The sequence below is a fragment of the Leisingera aquaemixtae genome, assembly GCF_001458395.1.
GTDB classification, from domain to species: domain Bacteria; phylum Pseudomonadota; class Alphaproteobacteria; order Rhodobacterales; family Rhodobacteraceae; genus Leisingera; species Leisingera aquaemixtae.
Map to the genome: position 1 here is coordinate 87,542 of NZ_CYSR01000002.1, position 25,132 is coordinate 112,673.

The 25,132-nt window shown below is 67.0% G+C and carries 27 protein-coding genes, 1 tRNA gene and 1 riboswitch; of the genes, 4 read left to right on the forward strand and 24 right to left on the reverse strand.

Annotation, left to right across the window (positions count from 1 at the left end; genetic code table 11):
- Positions 1-2: 2 nt before the first annotated feature.
- On the forward strand, positions 3-905 hold the full coding sequence (locus PHA8399_RS00475; protein ID WP_058284475.1) for a hypothetical protein: 903 nt from the start codon (positions 3-5) through the stop codon (positions 903-905).
- A gap of 146 nt (positions 906-1,051) precedes the next feature.
- Positions 1,052-1,744 (forward strand): GntR family transcriptional regulator, encoded by a 693-nt coding sequence (locus tag PHA8399_RS00480; protein ID WP_058284258.1) that lies wholly within the window; start codon positions 1,052-1,054, stop codon positions 1,742-1,744.
- A 124-nt stretch (positions 1,745-1,868) separates the two neighbouring features.
- On the opposite strand, the gene PHA8399_RS00485 is transcribed toward PHA8399_RS00480, so the two are convergent.
- From PHA8399_RS00485 to PHA8399_RS00515, 7 genes are read right to left on the reverse strand one after another with little or no spacing between them, the layout of a single operon-like run.
- Entirely contained in the window at positions 1,869-2,801 is a 933-nt protein-coding gene (locus PHA8399_RS00485) for an AEC family transporter (RefSeq protein ID WP_058284259.1), read from the reverse strand.
- A gap of 50 nt (positions 2,802-2,851) precedes the next feature.
- Positions 2,852-3,649: an MBL fold metallo-hydrolase gene (locus tag PHA8399_RS00490; RefSeq protein WP_058284260.1), complete on the reverse strand. Its 798-nt coding sequence runs from the start codon at positions 3,647-3,649 to the stop codon at positions 2,852-2,854.
- Positions 3,649-4,458 carry a TatD family hydrolase gene (locus PHA8399_RS00495; RefSeq protein WP_058284261.1) on the reverse strand — a complete coding sequence of 270 codons (810 nt, stop codon included), beginning with the start codon at positions 4,456-4,458 and terminating at the stop codon, positions 3,649-3,651. Before PHA8399_RS00495 ends, PHA8399_RS00490 begins: the two co-directional genes overlap by 1 nt.
- A gap of 35 nt (positions 4,459-4,493) precedes the next feature.
- Positions 4,494-5,612, reverse strand: a complete 1,119-nt coding sequence (locus PHA8399_RS00500) for a DNA polymerase III subunit delta' (RefSeq protein WP_058284262.1) — start codon at positions 5,610-5,612, stop codon at positions 4,494-4,496.
- A complete protein-coding gene (gene tmk / locus PHA8399_RS00505; protein WP_058284263.1) occupies positions 5,609-6,256 on the reverse strand; it encodes a dTMP kinase in 648 nt (215 codons plus the stop codon). Before tmk ends, PHA8399_RS00500 begins: the two co-directional genes overlap by 4 nt.
- A complete protein-coding gene (locus PHA8399_RS00510; RefSeq protein ID WP_439330513.1) occupies positions 6,253-7,434 on the reverse strand; it encodes a D-alanyl-D-alanine carboxypeptidase family protein in 1,182 nt (393 codons plus the stop codon). Before PHA8399_RS00510 ends, tmk begins: the two co-directional genes overlap by 4 nt.
- 16 nt (positions 7,435-7,450) lie before the next feature.
- Positions 7,451-8,362 (reverse strand): SPOR domain-containing protein, encoded by a 912-nt coding sequence (locus PHA8399_RS00515; protein ID WP_058284265.1) that lies wholly within the window; start codon positions 8,360-8,362, stop codon positions 7,451-7,453.
- Between the two features lie 238 nt (positions 8,363-8,600).
- On the opposite strand from PHA8399_RS00515, the gene PHA8399_RS00520 reads away from it, so the two are divergent.
- A tRNA-Ser gene (locus PHA8399_RS00520) sits at positions 8,601-8,690 on the forward strand.
- Between the two features lie 50 nt (positions 8,691-8,740).
- On the opposite strand, the gene cobF is transcribed toward PHA8399_RS00520, so the two are convergent.
- From cobF to PHA8399_RS00565, 10 genes are all read right to left on the reverse strand, one after another.
- Entirely contained in the window at positions 8,741-9,493 is a 753-nt protein-coding gene (gene cobF, locus PHA8399_RS00525) for a precorrin-6A synthase (deacetylating) (RefSeq protein ID WP_058284266.1), read from the reverse strand.
- A 73-nt stretch (positions 9,494-9,566) separates the two neighbouring features.
- Positions 9,567-10,070 (reverse strand): hypothetical protein, encoded by a 504-nt coding sequence (locus PHA8399_RS00530; RefSeq protein ID WP_058284267.1) that lies wholly within the window; start codon positions 10,068-10,070, stop codon positions 9,567-9,569.
- Positions 10,071-10,135: 65 nt separating this feature from the next.
- A complete protein-coding gene (locus tag PHA8399_RS00535; RefSeq protein ID WP_058284268.1) occupies positions 10,136-10,834 on the reverse strand; it encodes a CbtA family protein in 699 nt (232 codons plus the stop codon).
- Positions 10,835-10,838: 4 nt separating this feature from the next.
- Positions 10,839-11,009 (reverse strand): CbtB domain-containing protein, encoded by a 171-nt coding sequence (locus PHA8399_RS21740; RefSeq protein ID WP_082649410.1) that lies wholly within the window; start codon positions 11,007-11,009, stop codon positions 10,839-10,841.
- 34 nt (positions 11,010-11,043) lie between these two features.
- Positions 11,044-11,254: riboswitch (cobalamin riboswitch) on the reverse strand.
- A 169-nt stretch (positions 11,255-11,423) separates the two neighbouring features.
- Positions 11,424-11,759: a DUF1636 family protein gene (locus PHA8399_RS00540; RefSeq protein ID WP_058284269.1), complete on the reverse strand. Its 336-nt coding sequence runs from the start codon at positions 11,757-11,759 to the stop codon at positions 11,424-11,426.
- A complete protein-coding gene (cobA, locus tag PHA8399_RS00545) occupies positions 11,756-12,490 on the reverse strand; it encodes a uroporphyrinogen-III C-methyltransferase (RefSeq protein WP_058284270.1) in 735 nt (244 codons plus the stop codon). The genes PHA8399_RS00540 and cobA overlap by 4 nt, the downstream gene beginning before the upstream one ends.
- The gene (locus tag PHA8399_RS00550; RefSeq protein WP_145976953.1) at positions 12,487-13,806 is read right to left on the reverse strand and encodes a cobyrinic acid a,c-diamide synthase CobB; all 1,320 of its coding nucleotides are present in this window, start codon (positions 13,804-13,806) and stop codon (positions 12,487-12,489) included. Before PHA8399_RS00550 ends, cobA begins: the two co-directional genes overlap by 4 nt.
- Positions 13,807-13,810: 4 nt before the next feature.
- Positions 13,811-14,605 (reverse strand): precorrin-4 C(11)-methyltransferase, encoded by a 795-nt coding sequence (gene cobM, locus PHA8399_RS00555; protein WP_058284272.1) that lies wholly within the window; start codon positions 14,603-14,605, stop codon positions 13,811-13,813.
- Positions 14,602-14,979, reverse strand: coding sequence for a cobalamin biosynthesis protein (locus PHA8399_RS00560; RefSeq protein WP_058284273.1), 378 nt, complete (start codon positions 14,977-14,979; stop codon positions 14,602-14,604). Before PHA8399_RS00560 ends, cobM begins: the two co-directional genes overlap by 4 nt.
- On the reverse strand, positions 14,976-16,175 hold the full coding sequence (locus tag PHA8399_RS00565) for a bifunctional cobalt-precorrin-7 (C(5))-methyltransferase/cobalt-precorrin-6B (C(15))-methyltransferase (protein WP_058284274.1): 1,200 nt from the start codon (positions 16,173-16,175) through the stop codon (positions 14,976-14,978). Before PHA8399_RS00565 ends, PHA8399_RS00560 begins: the two co-directional genes overlap by 4 nt.
- Between PHA8399_RS00565 and PHA8399_RS00570 the strand changes: the two genes are divergently transcribed.
- Positions 16,174-16,914 carry a cobalt-precorrin-6A reductase gene (locus PHA8399_RS00570; protein WP_058284275.1) on the forward strand — a complete coding sequence of 247 codons (741 nt, stop codon included), beginning with the start codon at positions 16,174-16,176 and terminating at the stop codon, positions 16,912-16,914. The two genes, PHA8399_RS00565 and PHA8399_RS00570, sit on opposite strands and share 2 nt — an antisense overlap.
- Here PHA8399_RS00570 and cobJ read toward each other — a convergent pair.
- The 7 genes from cobJ to PHA8399_RS00605 form a co-directional block, all read right to left on the reverse strand.
- A complete protein-coding gene (gene cobJ / locus PHA8399_RS00575; protein WP_058284276.1) occupies positions 16,911-17,675 on the reverse strand; it encodes a precorrin-3B C(17)-methyltransferase in 765 nt (254 codons plus the stop codon). The two genes, PHA8399_RS00570 and cobJ, sit on opposite strands and share 4 nt — an antisense overlap.
- On the reverse strand, positions 17,672-18,388 hold the full coding sequence (locus PHA8399_RS00580; RefSeq protein ID WP_058284277.1) for a precorrin-2 C(20)-methyltransferase: 717 nt from the start codon (positions 18,386-18,388) through the stop codon (positions 17,672-17,674). The genes cobJ and PHA8399_RS00580 overlap by 4 nt, the downstream gene beginning before the upstream one ends.
- Before the next feature lie 3 nt (positions 18,389-18,391).
- The gene (locus PHA8399_RS00585; RefSeq protein WP_058284278.1) at positions 18,392-19,021 is read right to left on the reverse strand and encodes a precorrin-8X methylmutase; all 630 of its coding nucleotides are present in this window, start codon (positions 19,019-19,021) and stop codon (positions 18,392-18,394) included.
- A 1-nt stretch (position 19,022) separates the two neighbouring features.
- Positions 19,023-20,186: a precorrin-3B synthase gene (cobG, locus tag PHA8399_RS00590; RefSeq protein ID WP_058284279.1), complete on the reverse strand. Its 1,164-nt coding sequence runs from the start codon at positions 20,184-20,186 to the stop codon at positions 19,023-19,025.
- Entirely contained in the window at positions 20,183-23,428 is a 3,246-nt protein-coding gene (cobN, locus tag PHA8399_RS00595; protein WP_058284280.1) for a cobaltochelatase subunit CobN, read from the reverse strand. The genes cobG and cobN overlap by 4 nt, the downstream gene beginning before the upstream one ends.
- Before the next feature lie 191 nt (positions 23,429-23,619).
- Positions 23,620-24,654: a cobalamin biosynthesis protein CobW gene (gene cobW / locus PHA8399_RS00600; RefSeq protein WP_058284281.1), complete on the reverse strand. Its 1,035-nt coding sequence runs from the start codon at positions 24,652-24,654 to the stop codon at positions 23,620-23,622.
- Between the two features lie 2 nt (positions 24,655-24,656).
- Positions 24,657-25,067 (reverse strand): DUF1636 family protein, encoded by a 411-nt coding sequence (locus PHA8399_RS00605; RefSeq protein WP_058284282.1) that lies wholly within the window; start codon positions 25,065-25,067, stop codon positions 24,657-24,659.
- Between the last annotated feature and the right edge of the window lie 65 nt (positions 25,068-25,132).

A 25,132-nucleotide genomic window follows, 5' to 3' on the forward strand; every position in this document is an offset into this window, starting at 1 on the left:
CAATGAACCAGGCAGACAGCACCATGCGGGACATTACCCTCGCCTTTCACATCGGGGCCCCCAATACCGACAACGGCCAGCTGACCTGGTCGCTGCGCAAGGATGCGCAGCCGCTGCTGGACCGCGGCGTGCTGATCCGCCGTCCGGGCACCTATGTGACCGCCGTCACCAAGCTGATGCACAAGCAGGACAGGGGGCCGGTGACGGATCAGGAGCGTGAGGCGCTGCTGGCCTCGATCGTCAAGGATCAGGACGTGTCCCGCCTCATCCTGACCAACTCGGCCTTTCTGGGGATGCCCGGCTGGATGCTCAGCGGCGGCCGCCTGTTCCGCAACGCTGGCAAGAACACCGCCGCCCTGCGGCACGCGTTTCCCGGCAACCCGTGCGAGTTTTTCCTGGGCCTGCGCGACCCGGCCACGCTGATCGGACCGGTGTTCCGGTCGCAGTCTGGCAGAACATGGGAGCAATTCGCCGGGCGCACGGATTTCCTGAACCTGCGCTGGTCCGATGTCGTTACTGACATTCTGGAGCACAATCCCGGCTGCCGCCTGACCGTCTGGTGCAATGAGGAAACCCCGGTGATCTGGCCCGGCATCCTGGGCCATGTGACCGGCCTTGGCAGCAGTTTTCGCTTCAGCGGCGCGCTGGACATCACCCGCGGCATCATCTCCGAGCAGGGGTACGAACGGCTGGAGGCCTATCTCGCCAGCCGCCCCGGCCTGTCCCAAGAGCAGCGGGAGCGGGTGCATGAGCTGTTCCTGACGTACTTCCATTCCGAGGAGGCAGTGGAGGAGGAGATCGACCTGCCGGGCTGGTCGCAGCCGCTGGTGGATGCGATGGGGGAGACCTACATGGCCGACACCGAACTGATCCGCCGGATGCCCGGGGTCACTTTCCTGTCCTGAGACCCGGACGTCCGCGCCGCCGTCCGGCAGCGGCTCAGACCGCCTGTTTTGAACGGCGCGCTAACTGTATGCAGCTCCGAACTCAATCTTGCGCGAAGCCGGCCGCTGCCGTACTCTGCACGGCGGATTGAACGAACGGCGGGAACATGGCCAAACGGGAAAGCAATGTGGAGCGGGTATACGAAGCCCTGCGCCGGATGGCGGCGGATTTTGCCTTCAAGCCGGATCAGCGGATCAACGAAAGCGCGCTGTCCGAGGTGCTGGGCGCCAGCCGCACACCGCTGCGCGAGGCGCTGAACCGGCTGGTGGCCGAAGGCTTCCTGACCTTCCAGAACAACCGCGGCTTCTTCTGCCGCCCGCTGACCCCCAGTTATATCATGGACCTGTACGAAACCCGGGTGGCGGTGGAGTGCGAGGCCGCCCGGCTGGCCTGTGCCCGGGCTTCGGACGAGGATATCGCGGCGCTGGCGGATGACCTGGACCGGATGGAGCCGGAGTACGAAAGCGCCACCGGCCCGGAGGCGCTTCTGGCGATGGATGAAAGCTTCCACGCCCGCATCGCACAGCTCTCCGGCAACAGTGAGCTGCAGCGCATCCTCAACAACCTCAACGGCCGCATCCGCTATATCCGGCTTATTGACCTCAAGCGCATGGGCGACCGGGCCGGGGGCAGGGCGCCGGGGGACACCTCGGCGCACCGGCAGATTGCCGAAGGCATCGCCGCCCGCGACCCGCAGGCCGCAGCGGCGGCCATGCGCAGCCATATCGAAAAACGCCGGGAGGAGGCGACGGTGGCAGTCCGCATCGCGTTCTCCCAGCTTTACGTGCCGGACGAATAGAAAGGGCCGGGCCCGCGGTTTGCAGGTGCTGGAAGTTTCTTAATGAAATCTGAATGATAAGGTCAGGCTTTCTGTCCGAATGTTTCGCGCGCGAAACATTGCGGCAGAGGTTCTGACCTTTCTGTCAGCTCAGCATCAGCAGCCAGAACCACACGGTCAGGATGCTCGCCCCGGTCGCAATCAGCACTGATGAGGCCGCCACACGCTTGGCCCGCCCGTACATACTGGCAAAGATATAGCCGTTGAACCCGGTCGCCATCGCGGCGTTCAAGACGCCCGAGCGGAACAGATCCTGCGGCAGCGCCAGCGCCGACCCCATGGTCCAGACAATGCTCGGGTGGATCATCAGCGAGGTGAAGCAGACAAACAGGATCGCCCGCATATCGCCTTCGGGCCGGTATTTCACCAGCACCCCGCCCAGGGCAAACAGCGCGCCGGGCAGGGCGGCGCGGATGATCAGCGACAGGGCCTCGTCCACCACCAGCGGAATGGTCAGCCCCGACAAGTTGACCGCAAATCCCAGCGTGATCCCCAGGATCAGCACATTGCGGAACATCGCATTCAGCACCGAGGCCACGGTCCTGATCCCGCCAGCGCCGCGGTTGCGCACAAATTCCATCGCAGTGATGCCGACGCCGTAGCAGAACGGCGAATGAAAGGCGATGATCGCGTAATTGCCGGTCAGGTTGTCCGGGCCAAACGCGCGCTCGGTGATCGGCAGGCCCAAGAGGACGGAGTTGGAGAACAGGCAGCAGAAGCCAATGGCGATGCAGTCTTCCCAGTCCCGTTTGAACAGGATCCGGGCACCAAAGACGCCAATCAGAAAGCAGGTGAAGGCACCGGTGTAAAAGCTTGCCAGCAGCCGCGGATCGAAACTGGCAGAGAGATCCAATTCCGCCATCGCCTTGAACAGCAGGCAGGGGATGGCAAAGCCCTGGGCGAATTTCATCACCCCTTCGATCTGGTCCTGGCTCAGCACCCCCCTGGCGGTGGCGGCATAACCCGCGCCGACAACCAGAAACACCGGCAGGATGACGTCAATCAGGCTTTGAAACACGCTGCTTCCTCAAATCCCTCAAAAGAAAAAGGGCGCTGAGGTGCGCCCCTTCAGACCTCCATCCGGATCACCATCCCGTCATAGGCGGGGGTGATATGGTCAGGGGTCTCGGCCTCGACCGTGGCGTAATCCATGTCGATATGCATGTTGGTGATGATGCCGCGCTTGGGCGCCATTTTGTCGAACCACTCCAGCGCTTCCTGATAGCTGAAATGGGTGGGATGCGGGGTGCGGCGCAGGCCGTCCAGGATCCAGATATCCAGCCCCTCCAGTTCCGGCAGGGCGCTGTCGGGGATGGCGGACACATCCGGCAGATAGGCCAGCCCGCCAATGCGGAACCCAAGCGCGTCGATAGAACCGTGGCTGACCTCGAACGGGCGGAACGTGATGCCGCCGCCGGGCCCGCCGATGGTGAACGGGCCGCCGATGGTCTTCAGGTCCAGGATCGGCGGATAGGGGGAGTTGTCGGGCTGCGCAAAGGCATAGCCGAAGCGGTTCAGCAGGTCGTTCTGGGTTGCCCCGTCGGCATAGACCGGGATCCGCTGGCGCATGTTGAAATAGACCATGCGCAGATCGTCGATCCCGTGCAGGTGGTCGGCATGGGAATGGGTGTAGACCACCGCATCCAGGCGGCTGACCTCCGCATCCAGCAGCTGGCTGCGCATGTCCGGCGTGGTGTCGATCAGCACCGAGGTGGTTCCGTCCGGGCCGTCGCGCTCCACCAGCATCGAGCAGCGGCGGCGGCGGTTCTTCGGGTTCTGCGGGTCGCAGTCGCCCCAGTGACCGCCAATCCGCGGCACCCCGCCCGAGGAGCCCGAGCCGAGGATGGTAAAGCGCATCTCTGCCATCAGGCGGCAGCCTGATACTGGGCGGCTTTCCAGAACAGCCGGTCAAAGTTCGCCTGCGTCTGTGCGGCAAAATCGGCGTAATCCATGCCGAACACCTCCGCGCCCGCCCTGGCGGTAAAGGCGGTATAGGCCGGCTGGTTGCGCTTGCCGCGGTAGGGCGGCGGCGCCAGATAGGGGGCGTCGGTCTCCACCAGGATGCGCTCCACCGGGGCGGCAGCAAAGATGTCGCGCAGATCCTGGCTTTTGGGGAAGGCAGCGATGCCGGACATCGACAGGTAGAAGCCCAAGTCCAGCGCCGCCTTGGCCAGTTCTGCGGAGGAGGAGAAACAGTGCATCACGCAGCTGTATGCGCCGTTCTTCATCTCTTCGCCCAGGATGCGCGCCATGTCGTCGTCGGCGGCACGGGCGTGGATAATCAGCGGCAGGCCGGTTTCGCGCGCGGCGGCGATATGGATGCGCAGGGACTCCTGCTGCACGTCAGCGCTGTCCGCGGTGTAGTGATAGTCCAGCCCGGTCTCGCCGATGCCGACGAATTTCGGGTGCTTTGCCAGCGCCACCAGTTCGTCCACCGTAACCATCGGCTCCTCCGCGGCGCTCATCGGGTGGGTGCCCGCGGCATAGAACACCGGCGCATGCGCCTCGGCAATCGCGCGCACGGAGGGCTCGTTTTTCATCTTGGTGCAGATCGTCACCATCCGTGTCACGCCAGCCTCAGCCGCGCTGGCGATCACCTCGTCCAGCCGTCCCTCAAAGTCGGGAAAGTCCAGGTGGCAATGGCTGTCGGTAATCTGGGGGGGCGTCTCGGTCATGTATCCTCTGGTGCCGCTTGCGCCGCGCCAAAAGCCTAGCGCGACGCGGTTTCCTGCATCTTGAAAACCGTATCTAGGACAAGCGCCGCGGGGTCAAGGTTCACCGCCTGGCCGTGGCGGGCGCGGGCGGTCACTTCCGCTGCGAGGTCGGCCCAGGCGCGCCCCTTGCGGGGATCGGGAGACAGCCGCGCCAGCATCGCCGCTTCCTGCGGTGCCGCTTCAAGCGCTGGCGGCGCGCCGGTGGCGCCGGTGCGCGCGAGCCGGGCCAGCGCCATCTCTGTCAGCGACAACAGCAGCTCAAACCGCTCCGCCGCGCCGCGCTGCGCCGCCGCTTCGGCCAAGGCCATCGCGCGCTGCCGGTCCAGCCGCGGCATTGAATCGAGGATCTGGACCAGCTCGGCATAGATCTTGAGCCCGCCCAGATTGATCAGCCGCAAAGCGGCGCCGACCGACCCGCCCGCGAGGGCCGCGAGATTGTCCATGTTCTGCGGCAGCTCGACACCGGATTGCGCTAGTGCAGCTTCCATGTCCGGGGCAGACAGCGGCCCCAGCCGCAGGGTGCGGCAGCGGGAGCGGATTGTCGGCAGCAGGCGCGAGGGCTGGTGCGAGATCAGCAGGATCGTGGTGCGCGCCGGCGGCTCCTCCAGCATCTTCAAGAGCGCATTGGCGGCGCTCACGTTCATGTCGTCGGCGGCGTCCACGATCACCACCCGCCGCCCGCCATCGGTGGCCGACAGGCCGAAGAACCGGTTCAGCTTGCGGACGTCGTCGACGACGATCTGGCTGCGCAGCTTGCCCTTGTCGTCGTAGGAGCGGGTGATCGGTGCCAGACCGGGTTCTGCCAGCGCCTGAATACGGTGCGAGACCGGATGCTCGGGGTCAATGTCCAGCGTCTGCGGCGGGGGCGGGGCGCCGAACAGCCCCTCTTCCGCCGGGGGCGTGGCCAGCAGAAACCGCGCAATCCGCCAGGCCAGCGTCGCCTTGCCGACCCCTTGCGGGCCGGTCAGCAGCCAGCCGTGGTGCAGGCGGCCGGAGGTGTAGGCGGTCAGGAAATCGCGTTCCGCCGCCTCCTGACCGATCAGTTGCCGGGTTTCGCGCGGGTGCGGCGCGCCCTCGGCCTGGTCGGCGCGCGGCAGCTCATCGCCAGCGCTCATGCCCCGGTTCCTTCCAGCGCGTCTTCTGCCAGCCTGCGCACGTCGGCGGCCACGTCTTCGACCGGGCGGGCGCCATCGACCACCCGGAAACGGTCCGCAAACTCCTGCGCCAGCGCCAGGAAACCGGCGCGCATCTTTTCTTGCAGTTCCACGCCGAAATCCTCGAACCGCTCTTCCTTGCCCTGCCGCCCCTTGGCGCGGGCCAGGCCCTCGGCCGGGTCCATATCGATCAGCAGCGTCAGGTCCGGCTCGCGCCCGATCATAAGACTGTGCATCTGGTCCACCGCCGCCCGCAGGTCGCCGCGCGACAGGCCCTGATACATCCGCGTGCTGTCGGCAAAACGGTCGCAGATCACCACCTTGCCCGCCGCCAGGGCGGGTTCGATGGTGCGCTCCAGATGGTCCCGCCGCGCCGCCATGAACAGCAACAGCTCGGTTTCCGCCGACCAGCGGTCAGGATCGCCCTCCAGCACCAGGCGGCGGATCTCCTCCGCGCCGGGGGAGCCGCCAGGCTCCCGCGTCAGCACCACATCGCGGCCCGCCGCGCGCAGGGCTTCGGCCAGCAGCCGGCATTGCGTCGATTTGCCGGAGCCGTCGATGCCTTCGAAGGTGATGAACAAGCCGCGCTTGCCGCCCGCCGTCACAGCGCCCCCTCGGGACCGGTCAGGAATTGCTTGATCAGCACCTGCGCCGCGGTCTTGACCCGCACCACAAAGCCGCCCGCGGGCACGTCGCTTTCCGCCACCAGCGGCAGCCGCACCTCCGGCAGTTCCTCCGGCTGCAGCACCAGTTCCGCCAGACGCTGGCCCTTCTTCACCGGTGCCTCGATCGGGCCGTTATAGACGACTTCGCCCTGGATGGTGTTGGCCGACAGCGACGGCAGCAGGATTTCCAGATCCTTGGCCGGCACCAGCCCTACCGATTGCTCGGCCCCCCGCCAAATCTCGGCTTCGGCGATGGCGATACCCTCCTTGGCGACGGTCTTTTTGGTAAATTGGCGAAACGACCAGTTAACAATGGCTTCCGCCTCCTCGGCGCGGCCGCGCTCGGTGTCGAGGCCCGAGACCACGAAGATCACCCGCCGGTCACCCTGTTTGGCGGAACCGACCAGGCCATAGCCCGCTTCCTCGGTGTGGCCGGTTTTCAAACCGTCAGCACCGATGCCCAGCCGCAGCAGCGGGTTGCGGTTGCGGATGTTGGAGGGCGCGCGGCCGTCGAATTCAAACGTGGTCTCGGCAAACAGCGGGTAGTATTCCGGGAAGTCCTCGATCAGCCGCTCGGCCAGGACCGCCAGATCATGCACCGACATCCGGTGCCCGGCGGCAGGCCAGCCGTTGGAATTGGCAAAGGTCGAGGCGGTCATGCCCAGATCCTCGGCCCGCTTGGTCATGTAGCGGGCAAAGCCGGCCTCGGTGCCATCGGGGCTCAGCGCCTCGGCGATCACCACGCAGGCGTCATTGCCCGACAGCACGATGATGCCGCGCAGCAGATCCTCGACCCGGACCCGGTCGGTGGTGTCCAGGAACATGGTCGAGCCGCCATAGCTCATCGCGTGCTCGCTCACCGGCAGCCGTTCGTCCAGCGTCAGCCGCCCGTCGCGCAGGGCTTCAAACGCCACATAGAGCGTCATCAGCTTGGACATGGAGGCCGGCGGCAGCGGCACATCGGCGTTCTTGGAGAGCAGCACCGTATCGGTGCCCGCATCCAGCACATAAGCCGCGCGCGCGCTGGTATCAAAGGCCGCAGCCGGCAGCGCCGGCAGGCTGAGCGCAAGGCCCGCTGCCAGCACCAGCCGCAGCGAAGATTTCAGAGCGTGGCGCAAGAAAATGGTGTTTCGTTCAATTAGTGACAGCATAGGCATCCGCAAATCCGGTTTCCTTTACGCTTTTCAGCAGCTGGCTGCGTTCGGTTTTGTTCTGTGCCGGGCCGACCAGCACGCGCCAGAACGTCTTGCCGCTGGAGGATTGTTCCCGCACCACCGGCACCATGCCCGCGCTGCGCATCACGTTGGCGGTCCGCTTGGCGTTCGCCTCGACGCTGAAAATGCCGATTTGGATAAAGGGTTTGTTCAGCGACGATTTCTGCGGCTTGGGGGCAGGGGCGGCAGCGGGCTCTGCCGTGGCAGGCGCGGCCTGCGCCGGGGCGGAGGCGTCAATAGCGGCAGCCGCGCCGGTGATCGGGTCCAGCTGGGTTTCGGTGATCGCGCTGCCCGCCAGCGCGGCCTCATTCACATCCGCGGCCTCCGGCAGCGCGGCGCCATCGCCTGCCTGCTCTTCCAGCTGCGGTTCCGGCGCGATTTCCTCGCGCCGCAGGGCGGTCACGTTCAGCTCCACCGGCGCCCCGGCCAGCATGCCCAGGGCCGCCGCCGCATCGGAGGAAACCTGAAGCCGCGGTCCCGGAATTTCCCGCTCGCGCCGGAACAGCGCGCCGATCACGAACTGGCCGTTGGCATTGTTGCGGATGATCACCCGCTCCGGATCCTTGGTATCGGGATGCGCCACCCAGACGCCGCCGATCGAGGGGCGGCCGTCCCACAGGCCCGCTTCAGTCACCTGAAACACCTCGGGCGCTTCCACGTCGCGCTCCACCAGCTTGGTGCTGCTGGAGGCCTGGACGGCGCCTTCGGCCTTGGGTTTGGGTTGCAGAAAGCCCAGTTTCGGCCCGTCCTCGCAGCCTGCCAGCAGCAGCAGGCCCACGGCCGCCGCGGCGGCGCGCGGGGCCGTCATTGCTTTCGACATGGTGTCTTTCATGCTCTCATCCTTGCCTGTGCCCGCGGCGCTTCTGCGCCCCCGCCGGAATGCCCGGTCTTCTTGGTTGGCGCATGATAGCCTGCACATCCGGCCATGAAAACCCTGACAGGCAGCGGCACAAGGGAAACCCGCGAGGACGGCATAAATCCGCGCGGCCGGCGGGGGCCCGCAGTTTTCTCTTGCGGCACGGATTTCCGCTTGCCTCGCCCAGCGTTGCATCCTAAACCGCTGACGGACCGGGGAGGTGGCAGAGTGGTCGAATGCGGCGGTCTTGAAAACCGTTGAACGTGAGAGCGTTCCCAGGGTTCGAATCCCTGTCTCCCCGCCACTCAGCCCAGCAGCCTTGCCCATCAGACGCCAGCAGGTGCGCCGCCGGACTCAGCCCTTGCGCAGCAGGTAGATATCCATGATCCAGCCATGCTCTGCACGCGCCTTGGCGCGGGTTGCAATGATCTCTTCCGATACCTCCGCCAGCGGCCCGGCGACGGAAATCTGGTTCTCCATCCCGGCATAGGCGGTCCAGAAGATCTCTACCCCCTGCGGGCCGATGGCCTGAAAGGAACACTCGCCGTCCAGCATGATCACCAGCGTATCCGCGCTGTCCGGCCAGCCGGTTTCGCGCAGCTGGCGGCCTGTCGTGATGGTGAATGGGGCGCCGATCTCATTGACCGGGATGGCATGCGCCGCGGTCAGCGCCTGGATCGAGGTGATGCCCGGGATGACCGTCAGCTTGACCTCTGCCAGCTTCTTCAGCCGCTCGGCAATCCGCATGGTGCTGTCGTAAAGCGACGGATCGCCCCAGACCAGAAACCCGGCCTTGCCGCCGTCGGGCAGGTTGGCGGTGAAGGTACGCCACCAGATCTGTGCGATGGCGTCGTGCCAGTCGTCCACCCGCTGGCGGTAGCTTTTGGTGGCCTCGTCGCGCACCGGCAGGGCAAACTCCACGATCTTGGGGCCATCGCCCTTGATCGCGCGGTTGCAGATCTCGCGCCTGAGCCCGGCCAGGTCGTCCTTGCCCGCGCCCTTGTTGGGGATCAGGATCAGATCCTGCGTATTCAGCGCCTCGATCGCCTGCAGCGTGATGTGCTGCGGGTTGCCGGTGCCGATGCCAATCAGGGAAAGCTCAATCATGACGGGGCCTTTCACGTGAAAACACGGCCCCCTATGGAGCCGCGCCGTTGGTGTTGCAAGCCTGGAATGGCGGTCAGGAGCCTTCGCCGCCTGCCGGCACGGTCAGCGTGGCCGCCACCGGCTGGCCGTCGACCACCAGCTGGCTGTGGCTGTTGGTGTTGAGCGAGACCGTGACCTCGGCTCCGCCGGGCAGGGCGGGCAGATGCATCCAGCCGGCATAAAGCCGGGCGAGTTTCTCGCCGTTCACATAGACATGCGCATGGCCTTCGCCGTCCGCGTCCGCGGCGGAGGCGTTCTCGGGCGCAAAGCGGAAGTTCTGCGGGATCACCTGCAGGTTCCAGCCGGCCATCGGGTCCTTGTGCAGCTGGATGGCAACGCTGGGGGCATCCGGGCCTGCGGGCAGGCTGACCGATTGGGAATGGTCATGCGCCGCCATTCCGGCAGAAGTGCCGCCGTGGTGCGCCGGGTCGCCGTGGTCATGGCCGTCAAAGGTCACGCCATTGCCGGCGGCGATCACAAAACCGGCGCCGCCGCCGAACACCAGGCCGATGGCGAAAAGAGCGAGAGAGCGGGACATATCGGAATCCTTGGAAATGAAAGTCCCCGCCGGTTGGGACCGGCGGGGATCATGTCAGGCTAGGATCAGGCGGCAGCTTCTGCGCGTTTGCCTTCTGCTTGCCAGAAGTACCCGGCAAAGCTTCCCAGCAGCACCCAGGCGGCCATGCCGACGCCAAAGGCGCGGGCGGCAAACAGTGCGCCGATCTCGGTCGGAACCGGGCCGGAGAAGCTCTCGGGCTCGGGCGCGCCGATGATGTGCGGGGCCATCAGCAAGAGGGCCGCGATCAGGTAGCTCACCAGGTTTCCGCCGAAGGCGATCAGCCACATGGCCACGCCGGCGGCGGCTACGGTGATTGTCCACCAGATCTGGCGCGCGCCGATGTCAGCGGCGGCAACACCCGGCACCTCCGGCGCCAGCGACAGGCCGGGCGCAAAGTGGAAGGTGATGAAACCCGCCAGGCCCCACAGGAGGCCGGTGCGGGCGTTGATCTCATGGCCCTGGCGCTCGGCCACCGACATCAGCGCCGCCATTACCAGCGCATAGCCGGTGTAGGTCAGCATGGTGAAGATGATGCTGAGGCCATCGCGCATGGGCTCGGTGAATATGCCGGGCAGGTCAGGATGCGCGGTTACGGGATCAGCGCCGAAATGCACCAGGTCGCCGCCCTCGTAGAGTTCGGCGTGGAGCAGCACGGGTTGCACGAAATAAAGCTGCAGCAGGGCGGTAATCAACCCTGCTGCAGCGCCAGCGAACAGGCCGCTGGTCAGAATGCGACTGAACATGGCCTTAGTGGCAGGGGAAGCCAGTTGCGTGGCGCACGTCATGAGCAGCGTCGTGCAGGGCAGATGCCTGAACATGGCCGGTCAGCGTGATGATCCCCAGCCCCAGAACCACGGCGAACAGTGCCGGAATTACACTGGTGCCAGCGGCAGAAGCCTTAAGCGTCTTGGTCGTCATTTGTTGTCCTCCTCACCGTCACACCCGACGGTATAAGTTGCGTTCCCATACGGCCGGTCTCCTGACTCGCGGGTCGCTGCTGCCTTCCTCCTTCCCGGCTTGCGCCAGTGGCTAGTGGAAGGCCGCTCGCCGCTCACAGTCGCGGGGGCGGTTGAGGCTTCGGTGCCGCGATTTGGTCCACCGTCCTCATTCCCGTTTCAGTCCCGATGCTTAGGCACCATCAGACACCGTATCAGATGGTAATGCCCCGCGGGCCTGAGTCTGGTCAAGAAAGAATCCGCCAGATTTGTGCCCTTCAGCGGCACGCGGGACCAAGAAAACAGCACAAGAGCGCGCGGCCAGGGAGGCCGGAAAATTCAAACTTTCCGGCCAAAATTCCGCGCCGGAATTTTGCCCCCGCCCGCCGCAGGCGGATCACGCCAGATCGGCCGGAATGCGGGCAATCGCCTTGAACCGCAAATTGCCCAGCGGTCTTGCGTTGGCAAAATTGCCATCAGCGCTGTCTTGATACATGCGCAGAAAGGTCAGGACGTCCGGCAGATCTTCTGCGGTGATCTCCCCGAACAGATAGGCGGTCTTGCCGCTCTGGCGCACCGCCAGCGTCTGCGGCCGCTGGCAGCCGGACATACAGTCCGCCTGCTGCAGCCGCACCTCAACTCCCGCCGCCTCCAGCGCCGCGGCGACCTGCCCGGGCAGGGCGGGGTCCGCGTCGCGGCAGGTGCGGCACAGGGTGAGGGTTGGCGGGGTCATGCGCCGGGCAGGTCCTGGTCGGCCAGCGGCCCGTAAAGGATCAGCACCGGCGCCTTGGTCTCCATCGCGCGCAGCACCGCGGGCAGCTCGCCCACGTTGTGGCAGGACAGCTTCTGCTCGGGCGTGGATACGCCAAGTGCCACCAGCGCGTGGGTCTCGGCTGGCAAGCCTGCCTCCATCAGTTTCTCCGCCAGCGCGGCAAAGGTGCTCTTGCCCATGTAGACCACGGTGGTGGCATGGGGATCGGCCAGCGCCGCCATGTTCAGATCATCCGGCAGGCCGCCGGTCACGTCATGGCCGGTGATGAACTGCAGCCGCCGCGCAGTCAGCCGCCGGGTCAGCGGGATATTCGCCGCCGCTGCCGCCGCCGAAGCCGCAGTCACACCCGGCACGATCTCGAACCCGATGCCCGCCTCGCGCAGCGCGGTCATTTCCTCCTCCAGCCGCCCGAAGACACCGGAGTCGCCCGATTTCAGCCGCACCACGTTGAGGCCGCTCTGGGCATAATCCACCAGCAGCTGGCTTACATGGTCCTGCTTGGGCGAGGGGCGGCCTGCGCGTTTGCCCACGCCCACCAGATCTGCATCGGCCCGCGCGTGGCTCAGGATCGGGCCGGAGGACAGATCGTCGAACAGCACCGCATCCGCCGCCGCCAGCCGCTTCACCGCCTTGACCGTCAGCAGTTCCGGGTCGCCGGGGCCGGAGGAGACGAAGCTCACAAAACCGCTCATGTGCGCTCTCCCGTGATCAGGTGGAAGAAGGTGCCGGTCACATGGCCCTTGATGGAGCCGGTCTCTGGCACCGGGCCGCCGTCGGCATCCATGACCTGCGCCAACGGCGCGTCGGGTTCTTCCAGAATGGTGGAGTAATGGAACTCATGCCCGCGCAGCGCGGTGCCTGCAACAAAGCCTGGCATCTCTGCCTGCAGAATGGCGCGGCGGTAGCCGAGGTGGAACTTGCGTTTCTCGTAGGAGGTCACAAGGCCCAGCAGCCCCAGCATCTGGTGCCGGTTGCCCTCCTTGTCGATCAGCGCCTCGCCCAGGGCCATGTAGCCGCCGCATTCGCCATGCACCGGCTTTGTCTCGGCGTGTTTCTGGACACCGGCGCGGAAATTTTCTGCTGACGCCAGCGTGCCACCGTGCAACTCCGGGTAGCCGCCGGGCAGCCAGACCAGATCGGCATCCGCCGCCGGGGCCTCATCCGCCAGCGGCGAAAACGGCAGGATCTCCGCCCCCGCTGCGCGCCAGCCGGTCAGCAGATGCGGGTAGGTGAAAGAAAACGCCGCGTCGCGCGCCAGCGCAATCCGCTGCGCGGGCGGTTCCGGCAGGCTGGCCGGGGCGGGCGCCTGGCCCGCCAGGGCCGCGGCCTTGATTGCTTCCAGGTCCACATGGTCGCGCAGGAAGGCCGCGTAGCCCGCGATGGCGGCTTCCAGATCGGGATGCTCAACCGCCTGGATCAGGCCTAGATGCCGCTCCGGTAGGGTCAGATCGCCGCGGCGGGGCAGGGAGCCCAGCACCTTGATACCAGCCTTCTCCATCCCCAGACGGGTCAGGCGTTCATGGCGCGGGCTTGCCACGCGGTTCAGGATCACCCCGGCAAAGGGCAGCTCCGGGTCGTAGTTCCTGAATCCCAGCGCGGTTGCCGCCGCCGACTGCGCCTGGCCGCCCACATCGACGACCAGTACCACCGGCCAGCCCATCCGCTTGGCGGTCTCGGCAGAGGAGCCAAAGCCCGACTGCCCGCGGGTTGCGACGCCATCATAAAGGCCCATCGAGCCTTCACCGATGCAGATTTCCGCCCCTGCCGACTGGCTGGAGACCGCATCCAGCAGCGCGCCGTCCATCGCCCAGGTGTCCAGGTTGAAACTGGGCCGTTTGGCCGCTGCCAGGTGGAAGGCCGGGTCGATATAATCCGGTCCGCTCTTGTAGGGCTGCACGGTCAGACCGCCCTCGGCCAGCGCCCGTAAAAGGCCCAGCATCACGGTGGTCTTGCCAGTGCCCGAGGAGGGCGCGGAGATCATCAGTCCGGGAGGGTTCATATTTGTCATGGCCTCAATCGTCCCCATGGCTCCAGCTCGACCACGGGCTGTCGGCGCTCTGCGGCCGGTAGCGGCGGTCGTAGTCGGCGGAATAGAGGCAGCTTTCGTCAAAGCCCTCGCCCTTCAGCACCGGCCCCACCAGAATGAGCGCGGTGCGGGAGATCTTCTCGTCCAGCGAGTCCTTCAGGGTCTCCAGCGTTGCCCGGATGATCTGCTGATCCGGCCAGCTGGCGCGGTAGACCACGGCGACCGGGCAATCACCGCCGTAATGCGGCGTCAGGCTGTCCACCACGTGATCCAGATTGCCGATCGACAGGTGGATCGCCAGCGTGGTGCCGGTCCGCGCAAAATTCTCCAGCGACTCGCCTTCGGGCATCGAGGACGCGCGGCCCGGCGTGCGGGTCAGCACCACAGACTGGCCAAGGCCGGGCAAGGTCAGTTCGGTGCCCAGTGCGGCAGCCGCAGCGGCAAAGGACGGCACGCCGGGGGTGACGCTGACCGGGATGCCCTCGGCCTTCAGACGGCGGATCTGCTCGCCCATCGCGGACCACACCGACAGATCGCCGGAATGCAGCCGCGCCACGTCCTGGCCCGCCTCATGCGCCGCCTTGATCTCTGCCACGATGGCATCCAGGTCCATCGCCGCGGTGTTCACGATTTTCGCGTCCGCCGGGCAGTGGCTCAGGATTTCCTCCGGCACTAGCGAACCTGCGTAAAGGCACACCGGGCAGGCGGCGATGATGTCGCGCCCGCGCAAGGTCAGAAGGTCGGCAGCGCCCGGTCCGGCGCCAATGAAGTGAACGGTCATGGCTCAAGTCTTTCTGCTATGGCCGCGGTGGCAAGCCCATCCGCGGTGACAACTCTGGGGGCGAGCAGGCGCGCGCGTGCGCCATCCACCCCATGGCGCGCGCCCGCCAGCGCCGCGGCTTCCGCCAGCGACCCGGTGCCGAACCGCGCCTTGATCCGGGGCGAGCAGGTCAAGGTCTGCTCTCCGGCAATATCCTGTTCCTGCAAGGCAATCACCGGCAGGCCGATGCTGCGCGCGAACTCCTGCATGGCAGGGGTCTCGGCCTTCTCTGCGATGGAGGCGACAGCATCCACCCGCTCCCCGGTCAGCGCCAGCGCCGCCTGCAAATCCGCCGCCGTGGCCGTGCTGCGGAACCCGATGCCTGCCACCTTCATCGGGTGACGCTCCACTGGATGACGGGCCGGGCGCGTTCCCAGCCGCGCATGGTGCCCAGCGGGCCGGCTTCGGCGATCTCCGCTTTCAGCAGGTGGCCGCCACGTTCCGCATGGGCGCGCATCAGCAGGGTTTCGGTCTCCAGCGTGACGCCGTTTGCGACCAGCCGGGTGCCTTCGGGCAGCAGCGCCCACAGGTGATCCAGCAGCGCTTGCGAGCCGCCGCCGCCGATGAACACGCAATCGGGCAGCGGGTGGCCCTCCAGCACGGCGGGCGCCTTGCCCAGCACAGCGGTCATCCGGTGCTCAATCCCAAAGGCGGCGGCATTGGCGCGAATGTTTTCCAGCCGGCTCTCCCGCGGCTCAAAGGTGATGGCCCGCGCCCCACGCGCCGCCAGGCACCACTCGACCGAAACCGAGCCGGAGCCGCCGCCGATATCCCACAGGAGTTCTCCCGCGCGCGGTGCCAGCGCCGACAGGGTCAGCGCCCGAATGGGGCGTTTGGTGATCTGCCCATCGCTGGCAAAGAGATCATCCGCAAGGCCGGAGGCCTGCGGCAGGCCTTTGTTGCCAAGGGCTTCAACCGCCACGGCAACAGGCGCCTGAATGCCCTGCAGATCAAAGCCTTGGGCAGTGGCGGAGCGCTCCCGCTTGCGCGGCCCGCCCAGGCATTCCATGACGGTCAGCTGCGAGGCGCCGAACCCTTCTGCCGTCAGCCACTCCGCCAGTTCCGCAGGTGCTGCACCGTCGCGCAGGGTGCAGATCACACGCGTGCCATTCCCAAGCAGCGCACGCAGCCGCGCATAAGGTGCCGCGTGCAGGCCGAGGCACAGCACCTCTTCCAGCTTCCAGGCCAGATGGTTCGCCGCCAGCGCAAAGGTTGAGGGAACGGGGTGAGAGACCCACTCGCCCGCCTCCAGATGCCGCGCCAGCGAGCCGCCGGCGCCGTGCCAGAACGGATCGCCCGAGGCCAGAACGGCCACCTTGCGGCCGCGCAGCTCCAGCACCGGATCAATGGAAAACGGCACCGGCCAGGGCTGGCCCTTGCTGCCTGCGTCCGCCAGCTCCAGATGCCGCGGGCCGCCGAATATCACTTCAGCCTCTGCCAGCGCCTTCCGGCTTGCATCGCTGAGGCCTTCCAGTCCATTTTCGCCCAGACCAATGATTGTCAGCCAGTGTTTTGAAAGGTCATCAGACATGACTCGCATCCTTCTTCTGGGCGGCACCACCGAGGCCTCGGCGCTGGCCAAGACCCTGGCCGGGGCGGGTATGGATGCGGTGTTTTCCTACGCGGGCCGCACCGCGCATCCCGTCAGCCAGCCGCTGCCCACCCGCGTCGGCGGCTTCGGCGGCATAGAAGGATTTGCGGCTTACCTGGAGGCCGAAAACATCACCCATGTGGTCGATGCAACCCATCCGTTTGCCGCACAGATGAGTTCCAACGCGGTCCACGCCTGCGAGGCGGCGGGTGTGCCGCTGTGCGCCTTCGAACGCCCGGCCTGGCAGGCGGGGGAGGGCGACCAATGGCTGCACACGGACAGCATAGAAGAGGCCGTCAACGCGCTGCCTGATACCCCGGCGCGAGTGTTCCTGGCGATCGGCAAGCAGAACCTTGCGGCCTTCGCGGCCAAGCCCCAGCACCACTACCTGCTGCGGCTGGTGGACGCGCCGGAAACGCCCCTGCCGCTGCCGCACACCACGGTCGAGATCGCCCGCGGGCCGTTTGATGCGGCGGGCGACACCGCGCTGATGCAGCGCCACGCCACCACCCATTTGGTCGCCAAGAACGCGGGCGGCGCGGGCGCCGCAGCCAAACTCACCGCCGCGCGCAATCTCGCCCTGCCGGTCATCATGATCGGCAGACCCGAGGTGCCTCAGCGTCCCGTCATGGGCAGCGTGGCAGAGGTGATGGCCTGGCTGTCGCATCCCGCAGATTAACCCTCAGCGGCGTAGCGCGGGGTGTATACGTAGCTGCCGACCCGGCGGGTGTCGCGGTTGCCGACGATGACCACGGTGCGCATGTCGGCCATCTCGGGCGTCGCGTCCTTCAGCGGCACGGTCAGCAGCTCCTGTCCCGGCTTGGTCACGTCGCGGGCAAAGGTGATCAGCGTCTCCGCGCCGCAGGCCTCGCGCAGGATCTCCAGCGCGCGGGCAAACTGATGCGGCCGCGACTTGGAGCGCGGGTTGTAGAACGCCATCGCAAGCCCGGCCTCGCCGACCAGCTGCAAGCGCTTTTCAATGAGGCTCCAGGGCTTCAGGTTGTCGCTGAGGTTGATGGCAGCGAAATCATGCCCCAGCGGCGCGCCGATGGCGGCGGCGGCGGCCAGCATGGCGGTGATGCCGGGCAGCACCCGGATGTCCAGATCCAGCCACTCAGGGTTGCGTTCGGCGTTGCTTTCCAGCGCTTCGAACACGGCGGAGGCCATGGCGAACACTCCCGGATCGCCGGAGGACACCACCACCACCCGTTTGCCCGCGGCGGCCATTTCCAGCGCGTGGGTTGCGCGGTCCACCTCGACCCGGTTGTCGGTTGCGTGCAGGGTCAGGCCCTCACGCGGTTCAACGCGGTTCACGTAAGGGATATAGCCAACGATATCCGTGGCTTCGCTGATGGCGTCGCGCACTTCCTGCGTCACCAGCGCCTCGTTGCCGGGGCCGAGGCCCGCGATCACCACCCAGCCGTTTTGCGGTAGTTTCATGGCCGGCGCCCTTGTCCGTGAACCAGTACGATGGAGAAATAGGGCACCTCGCCGTCGATCTCCGAGAGCTTCTGCACGGTCTGGCCGGGCATGGTGCCGCGTTCGACCAGCCAGGCGTCCTCCGCGCGGCCCGCCCGTTCCAGCGCGCGGCGCAGCTTGGGCAGGTTGCGGCCGATCTTCATCACTACCAGCGCGTCGGTCTCAGCCGCGCGCTTGGCCAGCTCATCCTCGCTGAGGGTTGCCATCGCCACGGTCAGCACATCGTCGCCCCAGGTGATCGGCTGGCCGGAGGCAGTCCAGCAGCCGGACATGCCGGTAATCCCGGGCACGATCTCCTGTTCGGCGCAGCCCTGCAGGCGGGTATATAGGTGCATGTAAGAGCCGTAGAGGAACGGGTCGCCCTCACACAGCACCACCACGTCTTCGCCCTTGGCGATCTCCGCCAGGGTCTCCGCCCAGCGGTCATAGAAGTCCGCCAGAACCCGGTTGTATTCGGGGTCCGAGAAATGGATCTCGGTGGTGACTGGATATTCCATCGCGTGTTCGGTGACGCCCTCGGCCAGCATGCCCTCGACAATGGCGCGGGCCTGGCCCTGGCGGCCGGCCTTGCGGAAATAAGCGATGTGGCGCGCGCCAGTGATCAGCCGGTGCGCGCGCACGCTCATCAGGTCGGGGTCGCCGGGGCCAAGCCCCGCGCAGATGACTTTGCCCATCGGTTACTCTTTCCAGCTCGCCAGCGCGTTCACGGCGGCGACGGTGATGGCGGAGCCGCCCAGGCGGCCCTTCACGATCATTGACGGAACCGGCAGGTCCTGCATCAGCGCCTCCTTGGATTCCATCGCGCCGACAAAGCCCACCGGGCAGCCGATGACGGCGGCGGGGCGGGGGCAGGACGGGTCCTTGAGCATGTTCAGCAAGTGGAACAGCGCGGTGGGGGCGTTGCCGATGGCAACCACGGCGCCCGCCAGTTTCGGGCGCCACAACTCCAGCGCGGCCGCCGAGCGGGTGTTGGACATTTCCTTGGCCAGTTCCGGCACCTTCGGGTCGCGCAGGGTGCAGATCACCTCGTTGTCCGCAGGCAGGCGCGGGCGGGTGATGCCTTCGGAGACCATATAGGCGTCGCAGAGGATCGGCGCGCCGTTGGCAACTGCAGCGCGGGCGGTTTCGGCCATGCCCTCGGAAAACCGCACGTGCTCTTCCAGTCCTACCATGCCGGCGGCGTGGATCATGCGGACGACAACGCTTTCCTCGTCCTTGTTGAAGCGGGCCAGGTCAGCCTCGCGGCGGATGGTGGCAAAGCTTTCGGCGTAGATCGCGGCGCCGTTGGTTTCATAGGTGTGGAGCATGTCAGTTGCCCTCTTTCAGAAGTTCGGGAGCGGCGCGCAATGCGCCGGCGCTCAGGCGGGTCTTTAGCGGCTGATCCGCGGCGGTGCCATTGCGGATCAGGGAGAATTCGTTTTTGCCGGTGGCCGTCAGCGTGAGTGGCGCGGTGCCCGGGCAGGCGCAGCCCTTGGCGCAGCCGGAGATATGAAGTTTGGCCCCTGCGGGGACATGCGGCGCCAGGTCGCGCGCCAGATCGCGGGTGGCGGAAAGCGCCTGCAGGCAGCCGGGCGCGCCGGTGCACGCGACCACTTGCAGGCGCGGATCCGTGGCGTCCAGGATCAGGCCGGGCAGGGGCGGCAGGCTTTTGGCACCTTCCACCAGCAGCATCCGCCAGGGGGTGAAGCGGATTGGACCGTGGCCTGCCAGCTGCGCCAGCGTGGCGGCGGGCATCTGGCCGAACTCCAAAGCGGCAAGAGTTCCTGCGGGGAAGGGGCCGGGTCTTGCGGTGAAGCTGGCCTTTGCCATCGGTGCGGCATGCGCTGCCGGAGGCCCGCGGCGCGCGATGAGACGGTGCATTCTTCCGCGTCCCTCCGGCGCGCCGCCTTGCTCCAGAAACCAGCGGGCGAGGGCGAGGGCTTCGGCAACGGCGGATTCACGTGTAACGGGCAGGCCAGTCCCGGCGCCGTCGGCGCGCAGGATCAGAGTGCCGCCGGACCGTTCGATGCGGATATCGGCGGCGGTGTCTTGCAGGACGGGTTCCGTGCCGCAGTCGACGGCAAAGCCGAACTTGCCGGGCAGGGTGAGGTTTGCCGCCCCGGTCAGCGCGGTGCTGAGATCGGTGGCGATGGCATGGGTGTCGTCGCCCTCTGCCCAGAACGGGGCGAGCAGGACGTTGCGGCGGGCTTCGGCACTGGCGTCAGGGTCGATTAGGCCGAGATCGCGCAAGGCTTCGATCAGCGTCCCATGCGCGTTTTCACGGATGCCGCGCATCTGCAGGTTGGCGCGGGCTGAGATGTCGAGGAGGCCGTTGCCGAATTCCTCAGACAGCCTTGCCACGCCGCGCGCCTGTGTAACGGTCAGTTTACCCAAAGGCGCGCGCACCCGCACCACCAGCCCGTCGCCGGACATCATCGGCCGCAAAGCGCCGGGGCACCAGCCATAGACCTTGGGTTCGGGCGAGCCGCTCATGCGGCGCCCTCCAGCTCTGCCATGATCGAGTTGCGACGCGTGCTCCAGAGGCCTGCGTCAAACAGCGCGCGGAAGCGGTCGCGCATGGCGGCGAGCGCCTCCGGATTTTCGCGCTCCATGAACGCCACCAGATCCTCCCGGCCCAGGGTGGCCTCGAAGTAGAGATCGAACAGATGCGGCTGCACCACCTGCGCCAGATGCGCGAAGGCGGCCATGTGGTCGAGCGTCGCGGCAATCTCGGCGGCGCCGCGGAAGCCGTGGTTCATCATCGAGGTGGCCCAGTCCGGGTTGGCGGCGCGGGCGCGGGTGACGCGGGCGATTTCCTCGCCCAAGGAGCGCGCTTGCGGCTTGTCAAGCCGGGTCGCGTCGAGGTGGTAAAGCGCTGGGGCGGCTTGGCCAATGCGCGCCATGGCGGCGGCAAAACCCGCTTCATGGGCAGCGTAGTCCGAGGCGACCAGCAGGTCGGTTTCCGGCAGGTCCTGCAGGTGCACAAAGCTGTCGGCGCCTTGCAGGCGGGTTTCCAGCGCTTCGCGGGCGTCGCTGATTTCGCCCTTGGCGTCGATGGCGTGGGAGGAGGCGTTGAGCCACGCCTCGCCCGCCGCCTGGCGGGCCGCGTCGGTGTAGTCGTCCAGATGCGGGTTCATTGAGAGGCCATACTGACCCGGCTTGGGGCCGAAAACGCGCGGCGTCTCAATCAGATAGGGGTTGTCCGCCTGGGTCTCCTCGCGGGCCGCGAGGGCAGCGGCGGCACTTTCGAACATCTGGGCAAGGCCCGGGAAGACGTCACGGAACAGGCCGGAGACACGCAGGGTCACGTCGATGCGCGGGCGGCTCAGCATCGAGAGCGGCAGCACCTCGAAGCCGGAGACGCGCTCGGAGCCTTCATCCCACTTGGGTGCGAGGCCGGCAAGATGCAGCGCCATGGCAAACTCCTCGCCCGCGGTGCGCATGGTGGCGGATCCCCAGAGGTCGATCACCAGCCCCTTGGGCCAGTCGCCGTGATCCTGAAGGTGGCGGCGCAGCAGCTCTTCCGCCAGCCTGACCCCTTGCGCATGCGCCGCCCGCGACGGCACCGCCCGCGGGTCGGTGGTAAAGAGGTTGCGCCCTGTCGGGATCACATCGGCGCGGCCGCGGAACGGCGAGCCGGAGGGACCGGGGGTGACGATCCTGCCGTCCAGCGCGGCGATCAGCCCGGCGCGTTCCTCTGCTCCGCATTGGCCGGTGCCGAAGATGTGCAGCCCCTCGCCGTACTGGCTTTCCTTGATGTCGCAGACAAAGGCGTCGATGCGGGTGATCGCCTCGGCAGGCGAGGTGTCGGGGGTGAGGCCCAGGTCGGCTTCCACACCGGTTCCCTGGGCCTCGGCCCGGATGTCGCCGATCAGCCGGTCGCGACGGGCAGGATCCAGGCCGTCGGCGGTGGAGTATTCATCCAGCAGGCTTTCGAGCCGCGCCATGCCCTCGGGCAAATTGGTCTGCGCCAAGGGCGGCGGCAGGTGGCCGATGGTGACGGCGCCGATGCGGCGCTTGGCCTGGGCGGCCTCGCCCGGGTCGTTGACGATGAAGGGGTAGGCGACGGGCAGCGGGCCGGTCAGAACCTCAGGCCAGCAGGTATCCGACAGCGCCACCGCCTTGCCCGGCAGCCACTCCAGGGTGCCGTGGGCGCCGATGTGGACGAGGGCGTCGGTCTGGGCGCGCAGCCACAGGTAAAAGGCCACATAGGCGTGGCGCGGGGTGCGGTCGAGATCGTGGTAATCGTCGACGCGGGTTTTCACTTCACCCCGTTCCGGCTGCAGTGCGATCAGCGCTTCACCAGCGCGCAAGGCCTTGAATTGAAAGGCGTCATCGCGGCAGTCTGGGTCTTCTTCCGGGCGGCCCCAGGCCTCGGCCAAGGTATCCTGCAGGTTTTGCGGCAGGGCGGCGAGGGCGGCCTTGTAGTCCTCCAGCGGGACACTCAGCGTCTCGTCCATCAGCCGCAGACCGGTGTTTTCCTGCGGCTCGACGCTATAGCCCTGATCCCAGAGCGCGCGCAGGATTTCGTCGCAGGAGGCCAGTGCGTCCAGCCCGACCGCATGGGCGAGGTTGTGGTCGCGGCCGGGGTAGGTGGAGAGGATCAGTGCAAGGCGTTTGTCTGCATTCGGCAGTTTGGCGAGGCGCAGCCAGCCCTCCACACGGTCCACTGCAGCCCTGATGCGGTCCGCGTCTGCGCGGTGGGCAAAGCGGGAATATTGCAGGTCCGGGTCTTTCCTGCCCGGCGACTTGAAGCTGACGACGCCTGCGAAGATGCGGCCGTCCACCTCGGGCAGCACGACATGCATGGCAAGGTCGGCGGGCGACAAGCCGCGGCCGGCCTCAAGCCAGTCTTTCCTGCGGGCCGTTGAGACGGCAACCTGGAACACCGGGCAGCCGGTGGTGCTGAGCGGCGAGGCGCTGCCGTCGGTGCCTTGGGCCGAAAACGCGGTGGCGTTGATGATTGCGGCCGGGGTCAACTCCGGGAGCTTGGCGCGCAGCCAGTCCGCAGCCGCGGGCGCCTTAAGGCTGGCGGCAAAGGCGCCGAAGGCGGCGTAGCCGCGGGCGCGCAGTTCTTCGATCAGCGCGTCCACCGGCGCGGTGTCGGCGGATGTGAGGTAGGAGCGGTAGAAACTGACCAGCACCAGCGGCCTGTCCTGCGGCGGAAGGTCCGCGAGCACGCCCTTGTCCGGGTCGTAAAACCCGTGCTCGGGCATGGATTTGAGGCCGAGGACCGGGCCTGCGTAAAGGCCAGCGGCGAGCGACAGCTGGGCAAGTGCTGCCTGGGCTGCCACCGCGCCGCCGGCGTCGCACAGGGATTGCAGGCGGCGCAGGGTGGAGACGGGCAGGGTGGACAGCTCATCCAGCCGCGCATCTTCGCGCCCGTCTGCGGGCAGGATGGCCAGCGCGATGCCCTTGCGGCGGGCGAGGTCCTGCAGCGTGGCGAGGCCATATGACCAGTAGCTTTCGCCGCCGATCAGGCGGACGAGAACGCCCTTGACGCCCTCCAGCGTCTGTTCCGCGTAGACGTCGACCGACAGCGGGTGCTTGAGCGCCACCAGGTTGGCGAGGCGCAGAGAGGGCAGCTTGCCGTCTGCCCGGTGCCAGCCTGCCGCGAAGGCGCCGAGATCGCTGTCGGAAAACGACAGCACCACCAGATCGCCGGGCGTCTGCCCGAGGTCCTGCGGCGTGTCGGTCTCGTCAAGGCCGTGGCTTTCGCGGAAGACGACGTGCATCGGTCAGGCTCCCTGCCTGTAAGGTCGTTTGGTAGCGGGGAGGGCAGCGCCCGGCCCGGCGGGGCAGGAAGCGAAGCGCCCGCCCCGTTTTGCCGAAGGCAAACCTTCGGTTTGACGGGGGCGGGACGGGCGCTGCCCGGCGTGCCGCCGGGCTGGACCGTTCAATTTCTGACGCTTCAATTTCACTTGCTTCAGGCCCCCAGCTCGGCGCGGATGGCCTGTTCGTCGATATCGTCATGCTCTGCGATGACCACCAGGGCGGTCTTGCGCGGCTGCGCGCCCCAGGGCTGATCGTACTGGGCGCGCAGGCGCTCGCCCACGGCCTGAACCAGCATCCGCATCGGTTTTCCCTCCACCGCGACATAGCCTTTGACGCGCAGGATGTTGCGTTCGCGGGCGAGTTTCACGATGGCATTCTGCAGCGCTTCGGGGTCGGAGACTTCACCCATTTCGACAACGATGCTTTCAAAATCGTCATGCTCGTGGTCGTGGTGGCCGTCGTGGTGGCTGGGGCGGGCCTCCAGATCGTCTTCGGCAGCGGCGTTCAGGCCCAGGATGATGCGCGGGTCGATGACACCTTCGCTCATCGGCAGGATCGGCAGCTTGCGCGGCGCCTCGGCCTCGATCACGGCGCGGGCCTTCTCGACGCCTGCGTCGCCGGCCAGGTCGGCCTTGGACAGCAGAACGATGTCGGCGCAGGAGATCTGGTCCTCGAACACTTCCGACAGCGGGGTTTCATGGTCGATGCTGTCATCCGCCTCGCGCTGGGCCTGCACCGCGTCCAGATCGGGGGCGAACTGGCCCTTGGCGACCGCCTCGGCATCGGCCAGGGCAATCACGCCGTCCACAGTGATGCGGGAGCGGATGGCGGGCCAGTCAAAGGCCTTCAAGAGCGGCTTGGGCAACGCCAGGCCGGAGGTTTCGATCACGATGTGGTCGGGCTTCTCCGGCAGGTTCATCAGCTGTTCGATGGTGGGGATGAAGTCATCCGCCACGGTGCAGCAGATGCAGCCGTTGGCCAGCTCCATGATGTTTTCCGCCGGGCAGTTCTCATCCGCGCAGGACTTCAGGATGTCGCCGTCGACGCCGGCGGTGCCGAACTCATTGACCACCACGGCCAGACGCTTGCCCTGCGGGTTCTGCATCAGGTGGCGGATCAGGGTGGTCTTGCCCGCACCGAGGAAGCCGGTGATGACGGTGACGGGGATCTTGTTGAGGTCGCTCATGATTACTCCTCGGAGAAGAACTTGGCCGGCGGGATGCGGGCAACGGATTGCTTGCGGAAGGTCTGCGGGCGTTCGCGCCACGGCACCACGCCGTCGGCGGTAGCGGCATAGGCGGCGGCGCCTTCCAGGATTTCGGGGACATGCTGGTCCGGGTCGAGGTCGCCGTAGACATAGGTCCAGCGCTCGGCGCCGCCGATCAGGGCGACAGCACAGCCGCGCTTGCAGGAGGACAGGCACTCGACGCCGCGCAAGGCGACGCCTTCGGGCATTCCGGCCTCTGCCAGTGCGGCGTGCAGGATGGCGCCGGGGCGGGCCCCCTCCGGGTCGGCGCCCTCGCGGCGGCAGGTGAGGCAAACGGTCAGCGTGACCGGTCCCGGGGTGCTGGCAGTCTTGCCTGCCATATCGTCAGCCATCGGCGCGTCTCCTGTCGCGGCAGGCGTGCGGGATGGCCGAAAGGGGGGCGGCAGCGTGCCAGCCC

What these genes read in the sequence shown, in the direction of transcription:
- PHA8399_RS00605 (WP_058284282.1), bottom strand. Translation starts at nt 25,067, where the DNA reads ATGGCTGACGATATGGCAGGCAAGACTGCCAGCACCCCGGGACCGGTC.
- cobJ (WP_058284276.1), bottom strand. Translation starts at nt 17,675, where the DNA reads ATGAAACTACCGCAAAACGGCTGGGTGGTGATCGCGGGCCTCGGCCCC.
- cobM (WP_058284272.1), bottom strand. Translation starts at nt 14,605, where the DNA reads ATGACCGTTCACTTCATTGGCGCCGGACCGGGCGCTGCCGACCTTCTG.
- PHA8399_RS00515 (WP_058284265.1), bottom strand. Translation starts at nt 8,362, where the DNA reads ATGAAAGACACCATGTCGAAAGCAATGACGGCCCCGCGCGCCGCCGCG.
- PHA8399_RS00560 (WP_058284273.1), bottom strand. Translation starts at nt 14,979, where the DNA reads ATGAAGGTGGCAGGCATCGGGTTCCGCAGCACGGCCACGGCGGCGGAT.
- PHA8399_RS00495 (WP_058284261.1), bottom strand. Translation starts at nt 4,458, where the DNA reads ATGACCGAGACGCCCCCCCAGATTACCGACAGCCATTGCCACCTGGAC.
- PHA8399_RS00490 (WP_058284260.1), bottom strand. Translation starts at nt 3,649, where the DNA reads ATGGCAGAGATGCGCTTTACCATCCTCGGCTCGGGCTCCTCGGGCGGG.
- PHA8399_RS00480 (WP_058284258.1), top strand. Translation starts at nt 1,052, where the DNA reads ATGGCCAAACGGGAAAGCAATGTGGAGCGGGTATACGAAGCCCTGCGC.
- PHA8399_RS00580 (WP_058284277.1), bottom strand. Translation starts at nt 18,388, where the DNA reads ATGGGCAAAGTCATCTGCGCGGGGCTTGGCCCCGGCGACCCCGACCTG.
- PHA8399_RS00565 (WP_058284274.1), bottom strand. Translation starts at nt 16,175, where the DNA reads ATGTCTGATGACCTTTCAAAACACTGGCTGACAATCATTGGTCTGGGC.
- cobW (WP_058284281.1), bottom strand. Translation starts at nt 24,654, where the DNA reads ATGAGCGACCTCAACAAGATCCCCGTCACCGTCATCACCGGCTTCCTC.
- PHA8399_RS00530 (WP_058284267.1), bottom strand. Translation starts at nt 10,070, where the DNA reads ATGTCCCGCTCTCTCGCTCTTTTCGCCATCGGCCTGGTGTTCGGCGGC.
- cobA (WP_058284270.1), bottom strand. Translation starts at nt 12,490, where the DNA reads ATGAGCGGTTTTGTGAGCTTCGTCTCCTCCGGCCCCGGCGACCCGGAA.
- PHA8399_RS00570 (WP_058284275.1), top strand. Translation starts at nt 16,174, where the DNA reads ATGACTCGCATCCTTCTTCTGGGCGGCACCACCGAGGCCTCGGCGCTG.
- cobF (WP_058284266.1), bottom strand. Translation starts at nt 9,493, where the DNA reads ATGATTGAGCTTTCCCTGATTGGCATCGGCACCGGCAACCCGCAGCAC.
- PHA8399_RS00475 (WP_058284475.1), top strand. Translation starts at nt 3, where the DNA reads ATGAACCAGGCAGACAGCACCATGCGGGACATTACCCTCGCCTTTCAC.
- cobG (WP_058284279.1), bottom strand. Translation starts at nt 20,186, where the DNA reads ATGAGCGGCTCGCCCGAACCCAAGGTCTATGGCTGGTGCCCCGGCGCT.
- PHA8399_RS00550 (WP_145976953.1), bottom strand. Translation starts at nt 13,806, where the DNA reads ATGACAAATATGAACCCTCCCGGACTGATGATCTCCGCGCCCTCCTCG.
- cobN (WP_058284280.1), bottom strand. Translation starts at nt 23,428, where the DNA reads ATGCACGTCGTCTTCCGCGAAAGCCACGGCCTTGACGAGACCGACACG.
- PHA8399_RS00500 (WP_058284262.1), bottom strand. Translation starts at nt 5,612, where the DNA reads ATGAGCGCTGGCGATGAGCTGCCGCGCGCCGACCAGGCCGAGGGCGCG.
- PHA8399_RS00540 (WP_058284269.1), bottom strand. Translation starts at nt 11,759, where the DNA reads ATGACCCCGCCAACCCTCACCCTGTGCCGCACCTGCCGCGACGCGGAC.
- PHA8399_RS00585 (WP_058284278.1), bottom strand. Translation starts at nt 19,021, where the DNA reads ATGCTCCACACCTATGAAACCAACGGCGCCGCGATCTACGCCGAAAGC.
- PHA8399_RS00535 (WP_058284268.1), bottom strand. Translation starts at nt 10,834, where the DNA reads ATGTTCAGTCGCATTCTGACCAGCGGCCTGTTCGCTGGCGCTGCAGCA.
- PHA8399_RS21740 (WP_082649410.1), bottom strand. Translation starts at nt 11,009, where the DNA reads ATGACGACCAAGACGCTTAAGGCTTCTGCCGCTGGCACCAGTGTAATT.